The 19,287-nt window shown below is 69.1% G+C and carries 15 protein-coding genes; 5 read left to right on the top strand and 10 right to left on the bottom strand.

Annotated features, from left to right (window positions below; genetic code table 11):
* Positions 1 to 53 precede the first annotated feature (53 nt).
* Positions 54 to 4,517 (bottom strand): lamin tail domain-containing protein, encoded by a 4,464-nt coding sequence (locus tag ACJ8AT_RS16060; RefSeq protein ID WP_407738608.1) that lies wholly within the window; start codon positions 4,515 to 4,517, stop codon positions 54 to 56.
* A gap of 231 nt (positions 4,518 to 4,748) precedes the next feature.
* On the opposite strand from ACJ8AT_RS16060, the gene ACJ8AT_RS16055 reads away from it, so the two are divergent.
* The 3 genes from ACJ8AT_RS16055 (at position 4,749) to ACJ8AT_RS16045 (ending at position 7,990) form a co-directional block, all read left to right on the top strand.
* Positions 4,749 to 6,359: a protein kinase domain-containing protein gene (locus tag ACJ8AT_RS16055; RefSeq protein ID WP_407738607.1), complete on the top strand. Its 1,611-nt coding sequence runs from the start codon at positions 4,749 to 4,751 to the stop codon at positions 6,357 to 6,359.
* A gap of 102 nt (positions 6,360 to 6,461) precedes the next feature.
* On the top strand, positions 6,462 to 7,310 hold the full coding sequence (locus tag ACJ8AT_RS16050) for a RimK family alpha-L-glutamate ligase (protein ID WP_407738606.1): 849 nt from the start codon (positions 6,462 to 6,464) through the stop codon (positions 7,308 to 7,310).
* Between the two features lie 137 nt (positions 7,311 to 7,447).
* On the top strand, positions 7,448 to 7,990 hold the full coding sequence (locus tag ACJ8AT_RS16045; RefSeq protein WP_407738605.1) for an FHA domain-containing protein: 543 nt from the start codon (positions 7,448 to 7,450) through the stop codon (positions 7,988 to 7,990).
* An 81-nt stretch (positions 7,991 to 8,071) separates the two neighbouring features.
* Here ACJ8AT_RS16045 and ACJ8AT_RS16040 read toward each other — a convergent pair whose 3' ends face one another.
* The 7 genes from ACJ8AT_RS16040 to ACJ8AT_RS16010 form a co-directional block, all read right to left on the bottom strand.
* Positions 8,072 to 8,833, bottom strand: coding sequence for a tetratricopeptide repeat protein (locus ACJ8AT_RS16040; RefSeq protein ID WP_407738604.1), 762 nt, complete (start codon positions 8,831 to 8,833; stop codon positions 8,072 to 8,074).
* Positions 8,805 to 10,259: a serine/threonine-protein kinase gene (locus ACJ8AT_RS16035; protein WP_407738603.1), complete on the bottom strand. Its 1,455-nt coding sequence runs from the start codon at positions 10,257 to 10,259 to the stop codon at positions 8,805 to 8,807. Before ACJ8AT_RS16035 ends, ACJ8AT_RS16040 begins: the two co-directional genes overlap by 29 nt.
* 279 nt (positions 10,260 to 10,538) lie before the next feature.
* A complete protein-coding gene (locus tag ACJ8AT_RS16030) occupies positions 10,539 to 12,263 on the bottom strand; it encodes a hypothetical protein (protein ID WP_407738602.1) in 1,725 nt (574 codons plus the stop codon).
* Positions 12,264 to 12,265: 2 nt separating this feature from the next.
* Complete coding sequence (locus ACJ8AT_RS16025; RefSeq protein ID WP_407738601.1) at positions 12,266 to 13,528, bottom strand: PEGA domain-containing protein; 1,263 nt, start codon at positions 13,526 to 13,528, stop codon at positions 12,266 to 12,268.
* Positions 13,529 to 13,691: 163 nt separating this feature from the next.
* Positions 13,692 to 13,961 carry a hypothetical protein gene (locus tag ACJ8AT_RS16020; protein WP_407738600.1) on the bottom strand — a complete coding sequence of 90 codons (270 nt, stop codon included), beginning with the start codon at positions 13,959 to 13,961 and terminating at the stop codon, positions 13,692 to 13,694.
* A gap of 2 nt (positions 13,962 to 13,963) precedes the next feature.
* Positions 13,964 to 15,223 carry a PEGA domain-containing protein gene (locus tag ACJ8AT_RS16015; RefSeq protein WP_407738599.1) on the bottom strand — a complete coding sequence of 420 codons (1,260 nt, stop codon included), beginning with the start codon at positions 15,221 to 15,223 and terminating at the stop codon, positions 13,964 to 13,966.
* A gap of 52 nt (positions 15,224 to 15,275) precedes the next feature.
* Positions 15,276 to 16,439 carry a M20/M25/M40 family metallo-hydrolase gene (locus ACJ8AT_RS16010; protein ID WP_407738598.1) on the bottom strand — a complete coding sequence of 388 codons (1,164 nt, stop codon included), beginning with the start codon at positions 16,437 to 16,439 and terminating at the stop codon, positions 15,276 to 15,278.
* Between the two features lie 173 nt (positions 16,440 to 16,612).
* Here ACJ8AT_RS16010 and ACJ8AT_RS16005 point away from each other — a divergent pair, with 173 nt between their 5' ends.
* A complete protein-coding gene (locus tag ACJ8AT_RS16005) occupies positions 16,613 to 17,047 on the top strand; it encodes a host attachment protein (protein WP_407738597.1) in 435 nt (144 codons plus the stop codon).
* An 81-nt stretch (positions 17,048 to 17,128) separates the two neighbouring features.
* A complete protein-coding gene (locus ACJ8AT_RS16000; protein ID WP_407738596.1) occupies positions 17,129 to 17,728 on the top strand; it encodes an HAD family hydrolase in 600 nt (199 codons plus the stop codon).
* A gap of 26 nt (positions 17,729 to 17,754) precedes the next feature.
* Here ACJ8AT_RS16000 and ACJ8AT_RS15995 read toward each other — a convergent pair whose 3' ends face one another.
* Both ACJ8AT_RS15995 and ACJ8AT_RS15990 read right to left on the bottom strand, forming a co-directional pair.
* Positions 17,755 to 18,402 (bottom strand): glutathione S-transferase family protein, encoded by a 648-nt coding sequence (locus ACJ8AT_RS15995; RefSeq protein ID WP_407738595.1) that lies wholly within the window; start codon positions 18,400 to 18,402, stop codon positions 17,755 to 17,757.
* A gap of 48 nt (positions 18,403 to 18,450) precedes the next feature.
* Positions 18,451 to 18,990: an adenylate/guanylate cyclase domain-containing protein gene (locus ACJ8AT_RS15990; protein WP_407738594.1), complete on the bottom strand. Its 540-nt coding sequence runs from the start codon at positions 18,988 to 18,990 to the stop codon at positions 18,451 to 18,453.
* Positions 18,991 to 19,287: the final 297 nt, after the last annotated feature.

Raw genomic sequence — 19,287 nt, 5'->3', positions numbered from 1 at the left:
GCCCCGGCGCTCCAAGAGACAAGCGGAGCGCCGGGGTGACCGTCAGCAGCCCCTTATGGGGTGAAGACGTTCGGGGCGCCCGGCGTGGACGACTTGGTGAACTTGAAGTCCTGCGCGTTCACGTTGGTGTCCACTCCGTTGGGCAGGCGCGACAGCGAGCCCTCGATGGTGTTGGAGTCCTTCAAGGTCGTCGTGAGGTCCGTCCCTTCCTGGAAGCCCAAGCTCGCCGTACCGATGACGATGTTGCCCGTCTTTCCACCATAGGAGATCGAGTCCACCAGGGTGTCGTGGACCGAGTCGTAGATTCCCACGGCATCCGGATCCCCGTTCTGGATGCTGGCCGTGTTCAGGATCTTCTTCACGTCCGGGGAGGTGATCGCGTCGAGCACGAGCTTGACCCCCACGACGAGGTACTGGCCCGGGAGCAGCTCCGTGGCCCCCGAGAGATCCACCGCCGGGACGTACTGGACCGGAGGATTCACCCCGCCATTGACGTAGACCAGCTTCAGCCCCGTCAGGGAGATCGTCTGACTCGAGCTGTTGTAGAGCTCGACGAACTCCTTCGTGTCGGTGCCGATCTGGTCATAGTCGATCTCGTTGATGACGAGCCCGGGCATGGACACGACGATCTTCAGGGTGGACGAGAACGACACGCTGTTCAGGCTGGCCGTCAGCGTGGGGTTCAGCACCGAGGGCGCACTGTCGGCGGTGAAGGTGAACGTGGCCGAGGTGGCGCCTCCCGGAACGGTGACGGTGGCCGGCACGGAGCCGGCTCCGCTGGCGGGAGTGAGCGCCAGCGCCACGCTCGTGTTGCCCAGCGCGGGCTGATCCAGCGTCACCGTGAAGGTCTGCGTCGTCCCGGAGAGGACCGAGGCGTTGGCCGGCGTGAGGCTGATCAGCTTCGGCAGCGTGTCCCCCACCTGCACCTGCGTGGAGAGCACCACTCCATCGAGCATGGCCTTCACTGACCCGTTCACCTTGGGCTGCGAGCCCGCGGTGAAGGTGAAGGTGGCCGAGGTCTGCCCCTGGGGCACCACCACCACGTCCGGCACCGTGCCGTAGGTGGCTCCCGTCGTATCCGGAGTGGCCGACAGCTCCACCGGCGTGTCGTACAGCGCCGCCGAGTCCAGCGTGACGGTGAAGGCCTGGGTGGCGTTGGGCTCCACCAGGACCGCCGTGCTGGGCGTGAGGCTGGCCAGCTTGGGCACGCTCGCGACGATGCTCACCGTGGCGCTCGCGCTGCTGGTGGCCCCCAGCGCGGCCGTGACCATGCCCTGGCTGGCCGACGGCGCCGCGTCCGCGGTGAAGCGGAAGGCTGCCTCCTGGGCGTTGAGGGGCACGCTCACCGAGGCGGTGTTGACGGTGCCGAAGCCCGCCGGCCCCACCGTGATGTCCAGCGTGGTGCCCGCGGGCGCGGGGCGATCCAGCTTGACGGTGAAGTGCACCTGGCCGCTCGCCGTCGTCATGGCCGTGCTCGGAGTCAGCGCCGCCACCAGGGGCTGCTCCATGTCTCCCAGCACGCGCACCGTGGTCGTCTGCATCGAGTCATCCAGCCGCGCGGTGAGGGTGACACTCTGCGCCTGGGCCACCGGCTGCAGGGGCACCACGACCGAGGTCTTCCCCGCGGGGATGACGACCGCGCCGTTGGTGCCCGCGATCAACGCCCCCGAGCTGGACTGCAGGGTGATGGTGACATCCTGGAAGTAGGTGCCGCCCATCGTCACCGTGAGCGCCTTGGGGAACGCATCCGTGCCCGTCTGCCCCACGCGCACGTACTGGCCCGAGGGACCGAACGCCGTGAGGGGAGGAGGCGCCACCACCAGGTCCTGCGCGTTGCGGAGCTCCACCTTGGAGTTGGCGTTGCGGAAGTCCAGGATGCCGCGCACCACGCGGTACTTCGCGCCCACGGCCGGCAGCGGCGAGGACGCGAAGAAGTAGTCATTCACCCGAAGGCCCGCCGTCTCCCCATCCGTGCCCGCCGTGGTGTCCACGACGAACTCATTGGTGGGCGCCGTCTCCCCGCCCGCGGCCGAGGGCTCCTGCTTCGTGACGTAGACGTTGTCCACCTCCACCAGCACGCCCTCCAGCGCTCCGGCGCGGGGACCCGCGGTGCGCACGTCCGCCGGGCTCACCGTCACCGGGGCGGGCAGCGGGTTGCCGCTGGTGTTCTTGGTGATGACGGGACCGGTGAGCTCGAGCTGGCCGTGGAAGTCCGCCACCTTCGCGGTGGTGATGGAGATGCGATCCCCCGCCACCACCGTGGGCTTCGAGCTGGTGAACACGAACAGGCCGGAGTAGTCCGGGCCCTGGTAACGCCCCGCCTCGGAGGGGTGCGACTGGATGAAGAAGCCGTTGCCGCCTACCGCCGTCACCAGCACGTCCGCCAGCGACACCGGCTGATTCAGCAGCGGGCGCGTCCCATCCAGGGCCGGCTTCTTCACGTCATAGATGGTCACCGGGCACGGCTTGGCGCCCGGGTTGGCCGTGTTGGGGCACACGTCGCACGCGTCGCCGCGCTTGTCTCCATCCGCGTCCGCCTGGTCCGCGTTGGCCACGTACGGGCAGTTGTCCTGCCAGTCCTTGAGGCCGTCCCCGTCCTCGTCATCCAGGGCCGGCACGGAGCAGCTCGTGGTGTTGGCCGCCAGCGGGCAGGGATCGCACGCATCGCCCACGCCGTCCTTGTCCGAGTCCGCCTGTGCCCCGTTGTCCATGGGCCGGATGGGGTTGAACACCAGGGGGCAGTTGTCCTTCGCGTCCGGCACTCCGTCCCCGTCCTTGTCGTCCGCCGCTCGCGCGCCGCTGTACGCCGTGGAGCTGTTCACGCTGGCGGGGAAGGAGGCGCTGGCGGAGGCGCGCTGGGGCACGCAGACGGGCTCGTCCTTGGGCGCCTGGTTGCAGAAGAACAGCGGGTAGAGGCTCGCGTTGGCCTTCTGGAGCGCGTCGAGCGACTGGCCCACCTCATCACTGCCGCCGATGCACACCACCTTCGCCGTCCCGCATACGTCCAGGGCCTCGCAGTTGCCCTGGCCCAGCGTGGCCACCAGCGCCTGATCTCCGTAGAGCGGCTTGCCCCCGCGCGCGGTGAGCACCACGTCCTCCGGGTTGGCGGTGATGACGGCGCGGTAGGGCGACTTGGCGAACGAGCGCAGCCGGAAGATGGCCAGGTCCGCCACCTTGCCCGCCTCGAGCCGGCCCAGCTTCTCCTGCGTGTCGGTGATGTCCGCCGCGCTGGAGGTGACCATGCGCCACAGCTGCTCGTCCGTGAAGGGGTGCGCGTAATAGGTGTCGTTGAGGAAGTCGGCGCACTGCAGCTCGCGCAGCACGTTCATGGAGCCCGAGGCCAGCCAGTCCGTGCCCAGCGCGATGGTGACGCCCATCTTCTTGTACGCCGTCACCATGGCCGTGTCGCCGTACAGCGAGATGTTGGAGCGCGGCGACCAGATGAGATCCGTGCCCCGGCTGGCCATGGTGCCAATCTCGTTGGCCGTCACGGCGATGCCGTGGATGATGGCCGTCTGCCGCTGGAAGAGATCCTGCCCACCGTTGGCGCTGGTAGCGGTGCAGCGGAACTCGTTGTGCGCGGACTCCTCGATGCCCTCGCCAATGTGCGGCAGGTACGCGGAGTTGAAGGGAATCTCCGCCGGCGTGTCGATGCTCGGGTAGGTGCAGCTGTTCGTCAGCTCCGTGCCGTTCGAGTCTCCCAGCGGGAACGTCTGGTAGTTGAGGGGCGGCTCATCCAGCCCCTGCTGGTTGCCGCCGGTGGTGGTGACGCTGTCCTTGTCCAGGTTGCGCAGCAGGCCCGGCTGTCCGCCGCTGCCCGCCACCGAGGTGGTGCCCGCCATCACCTGCCGCAGCTCGCCCCAGAGGATGGCGTTGTTGGTGGAGCTGGGGTTGTTCAGCTTCGTGTGGCCGTCGTGGCCGATGCGCCAGTCGTTGCGGTGCTCATAGCGCTCGTCCGTCCGGACGATGGGCGCGCCCTGGTAGGTGATGTGGTCATGCGAGTTGATCAGGCCCGGGGAGATGACCCCCTCCGGGCAGGAGATGACGGTGGCGTCCGCGGCGGCGGCGTTGGCCGAGCAGTCACACGCGGAGCACTGGATGATGCCCTGCGGATCCACCAGCACCTGGCCGCCGTTGAGCACCGCGCCTTCCTTGAGCACCACGCCCTGGAACAGCCGGGCGCCGTTGGTGCCCGCCTTCGTCATCGCGCAGGTGGAGCCGCTGCTCACCGGGGGCAGGCTGGCGCACTGGGTGACGGGGGTGGGCGTGAAGGTGCAGTCGCTCTCGCAGCCGTCCCCGCTCCTCGTGTTCCCGTCGTCACACGCCTCGCCCGAGTCCTGGACGCCGTTGCCGCACAGCAGTGGCTCCGTCTCCTCGGTGCAGGTGCTGCTACACCCATCCCCGTCAGCGGAATTGCCGTCGTCACACTGCTCCGCGCCTTCCTTGTGGCCGTCACCGCAGACCGTTTTGTCATCGCCCGAGCAGCCGGCGAGCGAGAGGAGACCTGTGGCGAGCACAGCCAGTAGGAGGCGTGTTTTTTGACGCATTCGGATGTCCTGGGGGCGAGGAGAGCGGGGCTCCGTACCTGCCACGGCGCGGATGGCCCCGTGCAACAATGCGGAGACATTTTACCCCGGACCCAACGTGGCAAGGAAGCGGGCCTGCGGTGTATCTGGACGACCTGCTGAGTCCCTCTGCCGCCCCCCTGCCAGCCAACCCCCGATTCGCACTATGGTTCGGGTCTCTCCATGACAACGCGTACGTCCGCCGTTTCCCGTTTTCTCGAAAACCACATGCGCCGGGATGCCCAGGCGCGTGAAACCTCCGTGGCCGGCTACATGGCGGGGCTGGCCGCGGGGTGCCTGGTAGCGGTGGGCGCGCTCGGGCCGTACCTGGGGTGGGGGCTCACGCGCGCGCTGCTGTCGCTGGTGGGCGTGCTGTGCGTCTACTACACGGTGCTGTGGCGGGCGCTGCGCGCCGGCTGGTTCCACCCGGCCATCCACTGGCTCAACGTGGCCATCGAGGTGAGCATCCCCTCGGTGGTGCTGGCGTTCGACTTGCGCTTCCAGGGGCCGGCGTACGCGCTCACCGCGCCCACGCTCGTCATCTGGGGCACGCTGGTGGTGCTGGCGGCGCTGCGCACCCAGCCGCGCCTGGCGCTGGTGGCCGGAGCGCTCGCGGGCGGCGAGTACCTGCTCTTGTACTTCTTCTTCGTCCGGCCGCTGCTGCCCGAGCAGCCGCTGCTCACGCTCACCCCGCCCTTCATCGTCATGCGCTCGGTGTTCCTGTTCAGCTCGGGCGTGGCCACGGCCATCCTGGCGCGGCACTTCGTGCGCAAGACGGAGCAGGCGCTGGCGGCGCTGCGGGAGCAGGAGGTGATGGGCAAGTACATGCTGCACGAGCGGATTGGCTCGGGCGGCATGGCCGAGGTGTACCGCGCCACGTACAGCCCCGAGGGTGGCTTCGAGAAGCAGGTGGCGCTCAAGCGGATTCTTCCCTCGTACGCGGACGACGCGGAGTTCGTGTCGCTGTTCCGCCGCGAGGCGGAGCTGTGCTCCACGCTGCACCACCCGAACATCATCCAGGTGTTCGACTTGGGGCGGCACGCGAACACGTACTTTCTGGCGATGGAGTTCGTGGACGGGCTGCCGCTGAGCACGCTGCTGCGCGGGCTGGGGTGGCAGGGGATTCCGCTGAGCGCGGCGGCGTTTTTGGGAGCGGAGCTGGCCTCGGCGCTGGACTACCTGCACCGGCGCACCGGGCGGATGGGCGAGCCGCTGCACCTGATCCACCGCGACGTGAACCCGCCCAACGTGCTGGTGTCGCGGATTGGAGAGGTGAAGCTGTCGGACTTCGGCATTGCGCGAGACACGGCGCGGGCGCAGCTCACCGTGGCCGGCAACGTGCGCGGCAAGCTGGGGTACATGTCGCCGGAGCAGGCCTACGGGCAGCCGATTGATGGGCGGATGGATTTGTACGCGTTGGGGCTCACGCTGCACGAGGCGCTCACGGGGCAGCGCGTGCTCACGGGGCAGAACGAGGCGGAGCTGATGAACGCGGCGGTGACGCAGGAGATCCTGCCGCCCTCGCAGCTGCGTCCGGAGGTGCCGCCGGAGCTGGACGCGGTGGTGATGGGGCTGCTGGAGCGCAACGTGAGCAAGCGCACCGCGACGGGCGCCGAGGTGCGGCAGCAGCTGCTGGCGCTCACGGGCGAGGCGGCGCCCTATCCGCAGGGGCAGGTGATGCTGGCGCAGGCGGCGCAGGAGGCGCTGGCCCACGTGCGCCAGGGCACCGAGCCGGTGTCGGGTTCACGCACCGGGCCCAGCGCCTCCGGGCAGATCCTGATGCGCTCGGGGTGAATCCAGGCAGCCCCAGTGGCCCAACCCCTGCGGAGCCTTCGGGTGGACAGCCTTTCACCCGAGTGCTTTAGAGGCGCTCCTTCACACCCGGAGCCCCGCACCTTGGACGTCGCCATCGTCACCTACGCCGGCCTGCCTCAGCTCGATGCCTATGATGCGCCGCTGTTGCCCGCGCTCGCGGCGCTGGGGCTGGATGCGCGCCCCTGCATCTGGGATGACCCGAAGATGGACTGGCGCACTCCGAAGGTCGCCGTCATCCGCAACACCTGGGACAGCCACCTGCGCCGCGACGCCTTCGTCGCCTGGTCCTCCAAGGTCGGCCGCCTCACCCGCCTCTACAACCCGCCCGAGGTGCTCCGCTGGAACACCCACAAGGCGTACCTGCGCGAGCTCGAGGCCAAGGGCATCCCCTTCACTCCCACCGTCTGGGTCCCCCAGGGCGGCACGGCGGACCTGGGCGCGCTCATGCGCGAGCGCGACTGGGACTCCGTGGTCCTCAAGCCCGTGGTGTCCGCCGGCGCGCTGAAGACGTACCGCTTCCCTCGCGCCGAGCTGCAGGCCGCCCAGTCCTGCCTGCAATCGCTCGCCGCCGAGGACGAGGTCATGGTGCAGCCCTACCTCACCGCCTTCGAGACCGAGGGCGAGCGCGCCTACCTCTTCTTCGACGGCGCCTTCAGCCACGCGGTGCGCCGGCCTCCGGGACTGAAGGACTCCCCTCGCGGCTTCCAGCAGCCCCACCTCTTCGAGCCCATCCCCGAGGAGCTGCGGCTGGCCGAGGACGTGCTCGCCGCCGTCGGCCAGCCCCTGCTCTACGCCCGCGTGGATGTGGCCACTGACAACCAAGGCCGCTGCCGCCTCCAGGAGCTGGAGGTGACCGAGCCCAGCCTCTTCCTCAGCCTGGATCCGGAGGCGCCGGGGCGGCTGGCCCAGGCGATCGCTCGCAAGCTATAGCGCTGTGCAATTCCTTACGCCCCCCGCACCTGCAGTGGGTGCCGGTGGGCATCCCGCTCCCAGGCTTCGCCCATTCGTTGACATCTGATCGCCAGGACACCTGCGAGATCGGGAGGATCGGTGATTACCATCCTTCCATGGCGCGATCCCTGTTGCTCTCCCTCTTGGTCCGTCAGCATCTGGTCCTCAAAGAGAAGTTCCGGGCCCGGTACCCCCACCCCTGGCTCGTCTGGGAGGCCGGCGCGTGGAACGTGCCGGAGACCGGACGACAAAACATCGCCTCCACCCAGCTCCCCGTGTCGGATCTGCGGGACTGTCTGCCCGCTGGCGACGCGCTCTGCTTCGAGCTGGTCGCGGTGGGCGATTCGAGCGCCACACTGCCTCTGGGGCGGGCCTCCCACAACGCCTTCGTCATCAATGACGCCACCGTGTCACGCGACCACCTGGTGCTGAGCACCGGGCCCTACGGCCAGTGGATGGTGGAGGCTGTCCCCAAATCGAGCCCCGTGAAGCTCGATGGCGTGGAGCTGGAGCCCGGCAAGCCGACTCCGCTCATGCCTGGAGCGCGGCTCGAGCTGGGAGATGTGCGGCTCACCTTCCACGATCCGACGGGCTTCTACTCCCGCCTGGATCGGCTCGCCGCCAGCCTCAGCCAGGCCGCGGCTGCCCGAGCGGGTTGAGGGCTCCGGGCTCCACCGCCCTCTCAAGGGATGGCACTCTTCCCCGGTTCTTCGGAACCTGGGCTCGGAAGAGGCGCAGGCTCAGCGCGCAGGGATCGTCCCCAACGTGGGCGAGCGCGGCCCGGGCGTCGCCACCGCGTAGACGACGCCTCCCGCCAGCAGCACCGCGGCGCCCGCGCCGGCCCACACCCACCACTTGCTCGTGAGCGACTCCTTCGGCTGCTCGGGCTCGGGCGCGCCTGGCACCGCCCCCGGTGGCAGGGACTTGGGCGCCGCCGCGAGCGACCGGGAGGTATGGATGTCCAGGGCCCGCTGCCCGGCCTCCTTCAACCCGCTGCGCTCCCGCTTCGCATCGCCGCGCGCCTCGGGAGTCTTGCCGGAGGCCGCCTCGGGACGGTCCTTCTCCGCCGCCTTCGCCTGGGCCAGCGCCTTGGGTCGGCCCGAGCGGCTCGTGGCCTCCTGTTTCGCCTTGGAGTCCATCTCCGCGATCAGCTCCTTCACCATGGACGCGTTGGCCGGCTCCTTCTCGGAGAGGGCCAGGTAGCGCCGGTAGAAGAAGGCCGCGTGCTCGTAGGCGCCGAGCTGGCGGTGGCACTGCGCCACGTTGAAGAGAAACCCTGGCAGCGGCGCGAGCTGGTACGCCGCATCGAACGCCGTGAGCGCCTTGCGGAAGTCACCGTGCTCGTACGCCTCGTTGCCCTGGTTGTACTTCTCGCGGGCCTGGGCCTTGGCCTCGTCGGTGAGCTCCGCACCCACCGCGGACAGCGGCGCCAGCGCGCACACCCCGAGCAACAGCACGGACAGCCACCAGCGCTCACTGCGCGAACGGATCGACGAGGTCATCGCGCTTCATCTCCTTGCGCGGAGCCACCTTCGCCGGCGTGGGCGGAGGCAGGGCCGGCTTCACCTTGGCCAGGGGAACCTCGATCACCGCGTGGGAGTCCAGCCGCACCTGGCGCTCCAGGGGAGCGTAACCCGCCAGTTCCACGCGCAGCCCCAGCGAGGCCTCCGAGCGCGGCATCTCCTTCACCAGCGGCGTGACGCCGAGCGCCTCGCCGGTGTCCACACGAATCACCCGCGCACCCTCGGGCTCGGTGTGCACCGTGAGGGTGATGGGCGCTGGAGCTGGCGCCGGTGCCGGTGCCGCAACCACCTCCGGCACGCTGGCGGGCCGCAGCAGCTTCTCCAGCCCGCTCCAGGTGAGCGCTCCGGCCAGCATCGCCATGGCCATGCCCCCCACCAGCAGCGGCAGGCGCGGGTGCAGCCACCACGCGTCCGGCCTCATCCGCGTGCGCCGGGTGGGGGTCTCCTCCTCTTCCTCCACGGACAGCGCGGCCGGAGCCTTGCCGCTCAGCATCAGCAGCGCCGTGGTCACCTCTTCCAGCCGCTGGGGCCGGGCCTCCGGCTCCTTCGCGAGGCAGCGCAGCACCAGCTCCGCCAGCGCCGGCGGCATCGCCTCGCCCGAGGCCAGGCGCTCGGGCAGCGGCGGCGGCTGCTGGGTGATGATCTGCACCACCAGCTGGCCGAAGGCGTGGGCCTGGAACGGCGGGTGCCCCGCCAGCATCTCGTACAGCAGGTTGCCCACCGCGTAGATGTCCGCGCGGTGATCCACCGGCAGCCCGGCGGCCTGCTCGGGCGCCATGTACGTCGGCGTGCCGATGATGGTGCCGTCCAGGGTGTTGCCCGTGCCCTCGGAGGTGAGGATCTTCGCCACCCCGAAGTCGAGCACCTTCACGAAGTCCACCTGGCCACCGCGGTGGACCAGGAAGAGGTTGTCCGGCTTGACGTCCCGGTGCACCACGCCCAGCGCGTGCGCAGCCCCGAGCGCCGTGCACACCTGCACGCCAATGCGCTGGATGCGCTCGAGCGCCAGCTTCTCCTCTTTCATCACCGCGGCGAGGCTCTGCCCGCGCAGCAGCTCCATCACGCAGTAGACGTGGCCGCGCTGCGGCTCCTCGACGAAGTCGAAGATCTCCACGATGTGCTCGTGGTTGATCTGGTTGACGGAGCGCGCCTCCTGGAAGAAGCGGCGGACGAAGTGGCCGTCCTGCGCGTGCTGGGGGCGGAGAACCTTGAGCGCCACCTGCCGGCCCAGGCGCACATGGCGGGCCTGGAAGACGCGGCCCATGGAGCCCTCGCCCAGGAGCCGCTCGAGCTGGTAGTTGCCCAGGACTTCTCCTTCCTGGACTTCCTGAATGCTCCGCATGGCCTCACCGGGGGAGGCCACGCTCGAGAGCACAGTCTGTGCGATAGGGTCGTCGCCACCCATGGGAGGCAAAGCTTTTCATGGCGTGGCGATCCAGCAACCCGATCAGCCTCCCGATTCTCTCGGAGAGAGAGCTCCGCGTTCCTCTCCGTCTGGCGCTGGACACCTACATGCACAAGCAGGCAGGGCGGCTCCCGGGCTTCCACACCCGAGGGCAGCCTGCCCCCTGTCACCCCGGGTCTCCCGCTGTGCGGCAAGCTGGGAGGCCTGGGGGCTCAGCCTGACTGGCGGGTGTCCGGTGACGAACGCGCGGCCGGAGCCCACCTCAGGGCCCTGAGAGCCTCAGATGCATTGACCCGAGGCGTTGCAGGTACCGGCCCCGCCACCGCTCTTGGTGCAGGCCTTGTTCAAGCAGTCGGTGTCCGCGCAGTCCACCTTGGTGTCCTTGTCGTTGTCGACGTTGTCGTTGCACAGCGTCTCCACCTTGACGTTGCAGGCGCTGCCCACCGTGTTGTTGTACTGGCACCCCACGCCGCAGATGCCAGTGAGGCAGTTGGGCTCGGGCTTGCCGTTGTTGCAGTCGATCAACCCGTCCCCATCGTTGTCGACACCATCAGAGCAAGCATCCTTCGCCCCCGCCGGCCCACCTTCCTGCTGACCATTGGCGACCGTGCACACCTTGCCGGTGGCCACGGACACGCCTTCGCAGTCCGGATCGAGACAGTCCTTCTTGTTGTCGTTGTCGTTATCCTGCCCATCGTTGCAGGTGGTTTCCACGCAGGCGCCCGAGCCGAAATTACAGGCGGAACCACCCAGCCCACACGTCTGCCCGTTGCAGTCGCTATCCAGGCAGTCCGCCTTGCCGTCCTTGTCGTTGTCGAGCCCGTCGTTGCAGTGAATCTCCGCGCACAAGCTCGCCTTGCACGTGGCGCCGGTATCTCCGCCCGGGGAGCAGATCTGCGTGTTGCAGTCCGTGTCGGCGCAGTCCGCCTTGGTGTCTCCGTCGTTGTCCAGGCCATCCGAGCACACCACCTCCTTCTTGTTGGGGGTGGCGCACAGGCAGCCCACGCCGCAGACCTTGTTGTTGCAGTCCGTGTCGGCGCAGTTCGCCTTGGTATCGCCGTCATTGTCCCACTGGGTAGCGCTCGGGGTTCCGTCCGGATTGAGAACGAAGTCGTCGCAGAGGATCTCCGTCTTCACACCGTTCTGGCAGACGCAGCCGTCTCCGCAGGCCTTGTCGGTGCAGTCCGGATCCGCGCAGTCGATCTTGGCGCTCCCGTCGCCGTCGTCGTCCACGCCGTTGTTGCAGTCGCCCTCGCCGCGCACGCCATTGATGCAGATGCAGCCGGGGCCACAGGAGCGCGAGTCGCAGTCCGGATCCGCGCAGTCCATGGGGCCATCCCCATCGTCATCCACGCCGTTGTTGCAGTCCGTCTCCGCCTTCTTGCCACCAATGCACGTCGAGCCCGGGCCGCTCGGCAGGGTATTGCAGTCCGAGTCCGCGCAGTCCGTGGAGCCATCCCCGTCGTTATCGAGACCGTCATCGCAGATGATCTCCTTGCGCTTCGTGCACTGGCCCGCCACGCAGTCCTCGAGCGCGGTGCAGGCCTGGTCGCAGCGGCCGCAGTTGTTGCGGCCCGTCTGGAAGTCGAAGCCCTCGTCCACCGTGCCGTCGCAGTTGTCGTCCTTGCCGTTGCACACCTCGGCCGTGGGCAGCACCTCGCCCTCGCAGCGGATGGTGCCGTCCGCGGCGCAGGCGGGCTTGCCCGCGCGGCAGGCGCCCACGTTGCGCGTCGCCTCGGGCCCCGCGTAGCAAGGGTCCGCATTCAGATCGTCCACCACGCCGTTGCAGTCATCATCCAAGTGGTTGCACGTCTCGGTCTCGGGCAGGCAGCAGTAGCGCCGGGAGTCCGGCAGGGACGTGCAGACGTAGCCCTTGCCGCCACAGTCCGCGTCCGTCTCGCAGGTGTAGGGCAGCTCGTCCGGGAAGCTGACGGCGCAGCCCGAGCCAGCACCGAAGAGGACGCAACACAGCAACAAGCTCAAGGAGAAGTAGAGCGCCTTCATGATCAGAAGCTCCCGCCAAGGATGAGATGGAGCGCAGTGGAAGGAGTCGCACTGCTGGCACCGCCGGGCGCCACAACCGGAGCCACCGACTTCGGAGCCTCGCTCCGGGTGGGCATGAGCACGAGCCACAGCACACTGCCGCCTGCCACCGCGGCGCCTCCCGCCGTGAGCGCCGTGGCGAGATTGGCCTGATTCTGCGCGTCGATGCGCTCTTTGCGAGTGATGTCCGCGATGCCGTTACCGTCCGCGTCCGGAGCGCGGTTGGCCACCTTCTTCGCCTGCATGCCCACCATGACGCCCGCGCCCATGGCGAGCACCCCCACCACCGCCGTGTAGAGCGCCGGCCGGCTGAAGACGGTGGGCGCCGAGGGCTTCTCCTGCTTCTTCGTCGCCTCCGCCACCAGCTCCGTGGGGCTGTCCGGCGCCGGGCCCGAGGACTCCAGGTACGCCTCCACCGAGCTCTTCTCTCCCGGCTTGAGGGTCACCGTCTTCTTGTACGGGGTGAACTCGTCCGCCTCGACGATGAGCTCCGCCTCCCCCGGTGGCACGCGCCGCTCGATGCTGCCCACCCCGAGCGTCTTCTCGCCCAGGCGCACCACCGCCTGCGGCACGTTCACCTTCACCGAGAGCATCGCGCGCTGGCGTGCCAGCCCCTTGAGCCGCTGCGCCAGCAGATCCGCCCCGGCCTTCTGGAACTTCACGTCCTTGGGCGAGCGGCCCGTCACCACGTCCATCTCCACCTTGTTGTGGTCTCGATCGTACGTCCACAGCCGGAAGGTCCAGCCCTCGTCCTCCAGCGCCAGGCGCGCGGTGACCAGCAGGTCCGCCTCGAGCGTTTCCGCGGGCTCGGCCAGGCACGAGGCCTCCGCGCAGCGCAGCGCCGCCGCGTAGTTATCCCCCAGCTTCTCGCGCACCTCCTTCAGCGGCGAGCTCAGCACCCACTGATCATTGCTGCGAGCCGAGAGGTAGAGCCCCTTCAGCCAGCGAACGGCCACCGCCGCGCCGGCCCGCTCCGGTGTGTCCAGGCCCAGCAGAACGACGTGCGGCAGCAGCTCGGAGTTGACCGTCTCGCCGCTCAGGTCCAGGCCGATGCCGCCGGACTGCTCCTCTCCCGCGGCGGGGGTCTCCTGGTTTTCGTTGGAGTCGGACTGGGAGGTGTCGGAGAGATCCAACCCCATCCCGCCCTGTTGAGCTCGGGCGGAAGGAGCCACCATCATGAGCGAGAGGGTGATCAGGCCGGTGAGACGAAGGCCGAAGATACGCATATCCCCGGTTCTACCCCGGCGCTCCGTTTCAAGGAATTACCCATCGGACAGTTCATGCGCCGCGTGAGCTGATGCATCGCCCGAGGGCTTGACCTTCGAGCGGAATGGCACCGCCCCAGCGCACGCAGGCTTACCTGGATGGCAGGCGCCTACAACGCGTGCCCTACGGATTGTTGGTGCACGAACCGCTCGGCAGATCGTCCACCACCCCGTTGCAGTCGTCGTCGATGTGGTTGCACGTCTCGGGCGTAGGCAGGCAGCAGTAACGCCGCTGATCCGGCAGCGTCGTGCAGACGTACCCGTCCCCCCCACAGTCCGCCTCCGTCTCGCAGGCGTAGGGCAGCTCGTCCGGCAGGCTGCCGACACAGCCCGAGCCGACGCCGAAGAAGGTGCACCCCAGCAGGAGGCTCCAGGAGAGAGCGCGCGCTTTCATGATCAGAAGCTCCCGCCCAGGATGAGGTGAAGCGCGGTGGAGGGAGTCGCCCCGCTGGCGCCACCGGGCCCCACGGTCGCCGCCTTCGGAGCCTCGCCGCGGGCGGGCATGAGCACGAGCCACACCACGCTGCCGCCCGTCACGGCGACGCCTCCCGTCAGCAGCGCCGTGGAGAGATTGGTCTTGTTCTTCACCTCGAGGCGCTCCTTGCGAGTGATGTTCGCAATGCCGTTGCCATCCGTGTCCGGAGCGCGGTCCGCGATCTTCTTGGCCTGCAGCCGGATCACCACGCCCGCGCCGATGGCGAGCGCCCCCACCACCGCCGTGTAGAGCGCCGGCCGGCTGAAGACGGTGGGCGCCGAGGGCCCCTTCTTCACCGCCTGAGAGACTGCCTCCGAGGCCGGCTCCGAGGCTGACTCCGAAGCTGACTCCGAGGCTGACTCCGGGGCCGGCTCCGAGCGACTGCTCGAGGCTGCCGTCGAGAATTGGAGGTTCGCCTGCACCGAGTTCTTCTCTCCCGGCTTGAGGGTCACCGTCTTCTTGTACGAGGTGAACCCATTCGCCTCCACCACGAGGTTCGCCTCACCGGGCGGCACGCGCCGCTCGAGGGTGCCCGTCCCGAGCGTCTTCTCGCCCAGGCGCACCACCGCCTGCGGCACGTTCACCTTCACCGAGAGCACGGCACGCTTGCGAGCCAGCCCCTTGAGCCGCTGTGCCAGCAGAGCCGCGCCGGCCTTCTGGAACTTCACATCCCTGGGCGAGCGGCCCGTCACCACATCCGTCTCCACCGTGTTGCGGTCCCGGTTGTACGTCCACAGCCGCAAGGTCCAGCCCTCGTCCTCCAGCGCCAGCCGGGCGGTGACGAGCAGATCCGCTTCGAGCGTGTCCGCGGGCTCGGCCAGGCACGAGGCCTCCGCGCAGCGCAGCGCCGCTGCATAGCCGGCCCCCAGCTTCGCGCGCACCTCCTTCAGCGGCGCGCTCAGCACCCACTGATCATTGCTGCGAGCGGCGGTGTAGAGCCCCTTCAGCCAGCGAACAGCCACTGCCGCTCCGGCCCGCTCCGGCGTCTGCAAGCCCAGCAGGACGACGTGCGGCAACAGATCCGACTGGGCCACGTCGCCACTCAGATCCAGGCCGATATGGGAGGTGTCGGAGAGATCCAACCCCATCCCGCCCTGCCCCTGCTGAGCCCCGGCGGAGGGAGCTGCCAGCATGAGCAAGAGCGTGATCAGGCCGGTGAGAGGGAGGCCGAAGCGACGCATGCTCCCGGTTCTACCCCGGTACCCCGCTCCAAGGAATCATTCAGCGGGTCGCTCATCCGGCTCGGGAGGCAAGGAATCGCACCAGGGCCTGGGCCTTGGGGATCAGCGTCTCCACCTCGATGTACTCCTCCACCGTGTGGAAGCCCTTGCCTCGAGGCCCCAGCCCGTCAATGGAGGGAATCCCCATACCGGACGAAGTGCTGGCGTCCGAGCCGCCGCCAATCAGGGGCGCCTCGGAGTGCCCCAGGCCGGAAGCATGGGCGCAGGCGCCATAGGCCCCCATGAGCGCCGCGGAGGCGTCGGAGCGCTCGAGCGGCTCTCGGGCCACACCGCCCGTCAGCTCGATTCGCGTGCCGGGGATGCCCGAGGCCGCTCGCGTGGCCACGTCGTGGCAGCGCTGGAACAGCTCCTCCCCTTCTCGGCGGGTGCAGAAGCGCAGGTCCACATCCGCCTCGGCGTGATCCGGCACGGTGTTCTTGCCCTGGCCTCCCACCACCCGGCCCACATTCACCGTCAGCCCGCGCGGGTAGTCCGTGAGCTGCTGCACCTCATCCACGAAGCGGGCGAGCGCCCAGAGAGCATTGGCGCCCTCCTGGTGGGCATTGCCGGCGTGGGCGGCCCGGCCATGGGCAATGGCCTTCACCGCGCCCGTGCCCTTGCGACGGGTGATGATGGCGTCCCCCATGCGGCCGGACTCGAAGACGAGGCAGGCCTGCGAGCCGCCGATGGCACTGCGGATGACTCCCGCGCCCTCGGGCGAGCCCACCTCCTCGTCCGACACCACCACCAGCCGCAGCGGCGGGAGCACGTCCAGCCCTCCCGTCGCCGCCAGCGCCTTGAGCGCCCAGGCGATGACGACGAGCCCTCCCTTCATGTCCAGCACGCCCGGCCCCCGGCGCAGCGCCCCATCCTTCCGGTAGCCCTCGAACTTCCCCGGCGGGAAGACCGTGTCCAGGTGCCCCACCAGCGCCAGCGGCGACTGCCCCGCCTTGCCTCGGGAGCGGAACACCAAATGGTCGGCGAACCGGGTGCTGACCACCACCTCGGCGAAGAGCCCGGGCACCATGAACTGCTCTCGCAGCAGCGCCCCCACCCTCCGGCCACCCTCGGGGTTCTCTGTGTAGGAATTAACCTCGACCAGCGCCGCCAGGGCCTCCTCCAGCTCCCCCAACCTGCCGACCAGCCATGCGGCCGCCGCTTCTCCCTGCTCGCTCATGACGCCTCCACCGGCGGGTCAGGCCCCCGGCCCCTTGGGCATATTCCAGGCAGACAGTCGAGGAAAAGGCCCCGTGTGGTCGCTCCCCCGGCACCCGACACAAGCTCCTCCACTGCCCGCAAGCTTGCCGGGCGCGGCACCGCTCCGCATCCCTTCTTCACAGGAGGAAGACGATGGCGGACAAGCTCTGGATTCTGGTGGGCAATGCGAGCCGGATGCGGTTGTTCTCCGCGGACGAGCGGGGGGAGGACTGGAACCTGCTGGAGGAGTTCCGCCACGACGAGAGCCGGGCGCGGAACATGGACTTGCAGGAGCAGCGGGACAACCCGAACGCGGGCACGCTCCATGGCCCCCCTCCGGAGACGGAGCCGGACGGGCGCCGCGAGCTGGAGCATGACCGGTTCGCCCGCGAGCTGTCCGGGCGCCTGGATCGCGGCGTGGATGGGCACACCTTCGAGAAGCTGATCATCGCCGCTCCGCCCGAGTTCCTCGGGAGGCTGCGCAAGGCCCTCAGCAAGCGGGTGCTCCAGCGCCTGGTGCTGGATCTCGATGCGGACTACTCCAACGTGCCCGCGAGGGAGCTCCCCAACCGGGTGCCAGTCATCTAGGCGCTTGGAGGGAGCGAACGCTCGGGGACGAGCGGAGCGAGGAGGCCCATGGCGTGCGGCAACCCGGTATAAGCACGGGCCATGCCGCCGCCGCGTGCCGTCATCCTCGACCTCGGTAACGTCCTCGTGTTCCACGACAACGCCCTGCTCTTCCACCGGCTGGGGCAGCGCGCGGGGTTGTCGGCCCAGGAGGTGTCGCAGCGGCTCACCGGCGCGGGCTGGACGGCGGCCAACCGGGGCCTGCTGGACGCGGAGGGTATCCGCAAGGACGTATGCGGAGCGCTCGGCGTGGAGCTGCCCATGGAGGAGTTCGCCCCGCTGTGGAGCAGCCACTTCACGGTGCATCAGGCGGTGCTGCCGCGCGTGGAGGGGCTGGTGGGACGGGTGAAGCTGGTGCTGCTGTCCAACACCAATGCCCTGCACGTGGCGTATGTGAGGCCTCTGCTGCCGCTGCTCCAGCGCTTCGACGCCGTGCTGATGAGCTGCGAGGTGGGCCACGTGAAGCCCGAGCCCGCCTTCTACCGGCTCGCCCTGGAGCGGGCCGGCTGCGCGCCGCACGAGGCGGCCTTCTTCGATGATCTGCCCGAGTTCGTCGAGGCCGCCAACGCCCTGGGCATCCGCGGCCACCTCTTCACCGATGCGCCCACCTTCGACGCGCAGCTGAAGGCGCTCGGGCTCTGATTCGAGCGCGTCGAGCTGGCTCCCGGTTACAGGGAGCGCTTCAGGACCGGCTCGTTCCGAGCGGCCTCCGACCACGTCTTCAGCGCCGGCAGCTCCAGCACCGCATCGCGGTAGGCCTGGCTCACCGCGTCCAGCTCCACCTCATAGGTGACGAAGCGGGTGACGACAGGAGCGTAGAAGGCATCCGCGATGGTGAAGGGGCCGAAGAGGAACGGTCCGCCCTGCCCGAAGCGAGCCCGGCAGTCATTCCACAGCGCCTGGATGCGAGCAATGTCCTCGGCCACGCCCGGCGCGCGCCCCTGGCCCGGCTTCCGGGCGTGGAGGTCCATGGTCATGTTCTGCCGCAGCGCGGAGAAGCTCGAGTGCATCTCCGCCGTCACCGAGCGCGCCACCGCGCGGGCCTCCTTGTCCTGGGGCCACAGCCGCGCCTGGGGGAACGTCTCCGCCAGGTACTCGCAGATGGCCAGCGAGTCCCAGATCAGGAGCGAGCCATGGTGCAGCGCCGGCACGCGTCCGCTCGGGGAGTGCTGGGCGATCTTCGCGGTGGTGTCGGGTTGATACAGCGGTACCAGCACCTCGCGGAACGGCTGCCCGGTGTGGGCCAGCGCCAGGTACGGCCGGAGCGACCAGGACGAGTAGTTCTTCGAGCCAACGACGAGCGTGAGTTCGGACATGGTCCGCACCCTAGCGCTCGGGTGCGGGGGTTCAACTGCCGAGCGGGGCTATGTGAACAACGAGCGGACCCGGGCAAAGAGCGCGGGGCGGGGGCTCTGGCGCCGCGCCTCGACACGGAACAGGGCGACGGGCAGGCGGATCTTCTTGAGCTCGGCGCGCCCCAGGCGCACGGCGTGCGGCAGCGGATGGCCCTCTACCTCGCGCGCCACCGGCTCGCTGACATAGAGGGTGCCGGGCCGGGCGAGCGACTCGATGCGCGCCGCCAGGTTCACACCCTCACCGAAGACCTCTCCGTCCTGGTGCAGCACGGGGCCCAGGTGGGCGCCGATGCGCAGCTCCAGGTGCTGCTCGGGAGGCAGGTGCCGGTTGCGCTCGGCCACGGCCTCCTGGAGCGCCAGCCCGAAGCGCACCGCGGGCAGCCCCCGGTCGAACTCGAGCAAGAAACCGTCCTCCAACATCTTCACTTCGCGCCCGCCCTGGCGGGGCAGGAGCTCCCGGACGAGCCGGCTGTGCTCTTCGCGCAGCGCCTGCTCCAGGGACTCCTCCCGCGGGGATTGGGAGCCGGCCACGACCATCGACGTAAACATGATGGCCCTGACTTCACGGCCCTCGGGTTCCGGTGCCTCCATCATTACAAGCCTCTCTCCCCCCCGGTACCGGCGGGAATGTTAGCGCATGAACAGATCCTGATTCCAATCGGGGTACCCTTTCGGCCAGAAGGGACTCCGACTGCTCCCGGGTGGGAGCACTGCGTTCATTGGAGAGTGAATCGCTGCTGGTGGACTCCATGAGAGGTGATCATCGCTGACGCGGCGCACAACCCCCGGTGTCGCCAGGTTCACACCCAGAGCGACAACCCGCGGGGGAGGACCCGCCGGATCAGG

Source organism: Hyalangium sp. (assembly GCF_045802625.1).
Taxonomy (GTDB): Bacteria; Myxococcota; Myxococcia; order Myxococcales; family Myxococcaceae; genus Hyalangium.
This window is presented reverse-complemented; position numbering and strand designations above follow the sequence as displayed.

Bases quoted from the DNA above. Each gene is read 5' to 3' on its own strand.
- ACJ8AT_RS16055 (WP_407738607.1), top strand. From the start codon at position 4,749: ATGACAACGCGTACGTCCGCCGTTTCCCGTTTTCTCGAAAACCACATG.
- ACJ8AT_RS16045 (WP_407738605.1), top strand. From the start codon at position 7,448: ATGGCGCGATCCCTGTTGCTCTCCCTCTTGGTCCGTCAGCATCTGGTC.
- ACJ8AT_RS16040 (WP_407738604.1), bottom strand. From the start codon at position 8,833: ATGACCTCGTCGATCCGTTCGCGCAGTGAGCGCTGGTGGCTGTCCGTG.
- ACJ8AT_RS16035 (WP_407738603.1), bottom strand. From the start codon at position 10,259: ATGGGTGGCGACGACCCTATCGCACAGACTGTGCTCTCGAGCGTGGCC.
- ACJ8AT_RS16030 (WP_407738602.1), bottom strand. From the start codon at position 12,263: ATGAAGGCGCTCTACTTCTCCTTGAGCTTGTTGCTGTGTTGCGTCCTC.
- ACJ8AT_RS16025 (WP_407738601.1), bottom strand. From the start codon at position 13,528: ATGCGTATCTTCGGCCTTCGTCTCACCGGCCTGATCACCCTCTCGCTC.
- ACJ8AT_RS16020 (WP_407738600.1), bottom strand. From the start codon at position 13,961: ATGAAAGCGCGCGCTCTCTCCTGGAGCCTCCTGCTGGGGTGCACCTTC.
- ACJ8AT_RS16015 (WP_407738599.1), bottom strand. From the start codon at position 15,223: ATGCGTCGCTTCGGCCTCCCTCTCACCGGCCTGATCACGCTCTTGCTC.
- ACJ8AT_RS16010 (WP_407738598.1), bottom strand. From the start codon at position 16,439: ATGAGCGAGCAGGGAGAAGCGGCGGCCGCATGGCTGGTCGGCAGGTTG.
- ACJ8AT_RS16005 (WP_407738597.1), top strand. From the start codon at position 16,613: ATGGCGGACAAGCTCTGGATTCTGGTGGGCAATGCGAGCCGGATGCGG.
- ACJ8AT_RS16000 (WP_407738596.1), top strand. From the start codon at position 17,129: ATGCCGCCGCCGCGTGCCGTCATCCTCGACCTCGGTAACGTCCTCGTG.
- ACJ8AT_RS15995 (WP_407738595.1), bottom strand. From the start codon at position 18,402: ATGTCCGAACTCACGCTCGTCGTTGGCTCGAAGAACTACTCGTCCTGG.
- ACJ8AT_RS15990 (WP_407738594.1), bottom strand. From the start codon at position 18,990: ATGTTTACGTCGATGGTCGTGGCCGGCTCCCAATCCCCGCGGGAGGAG.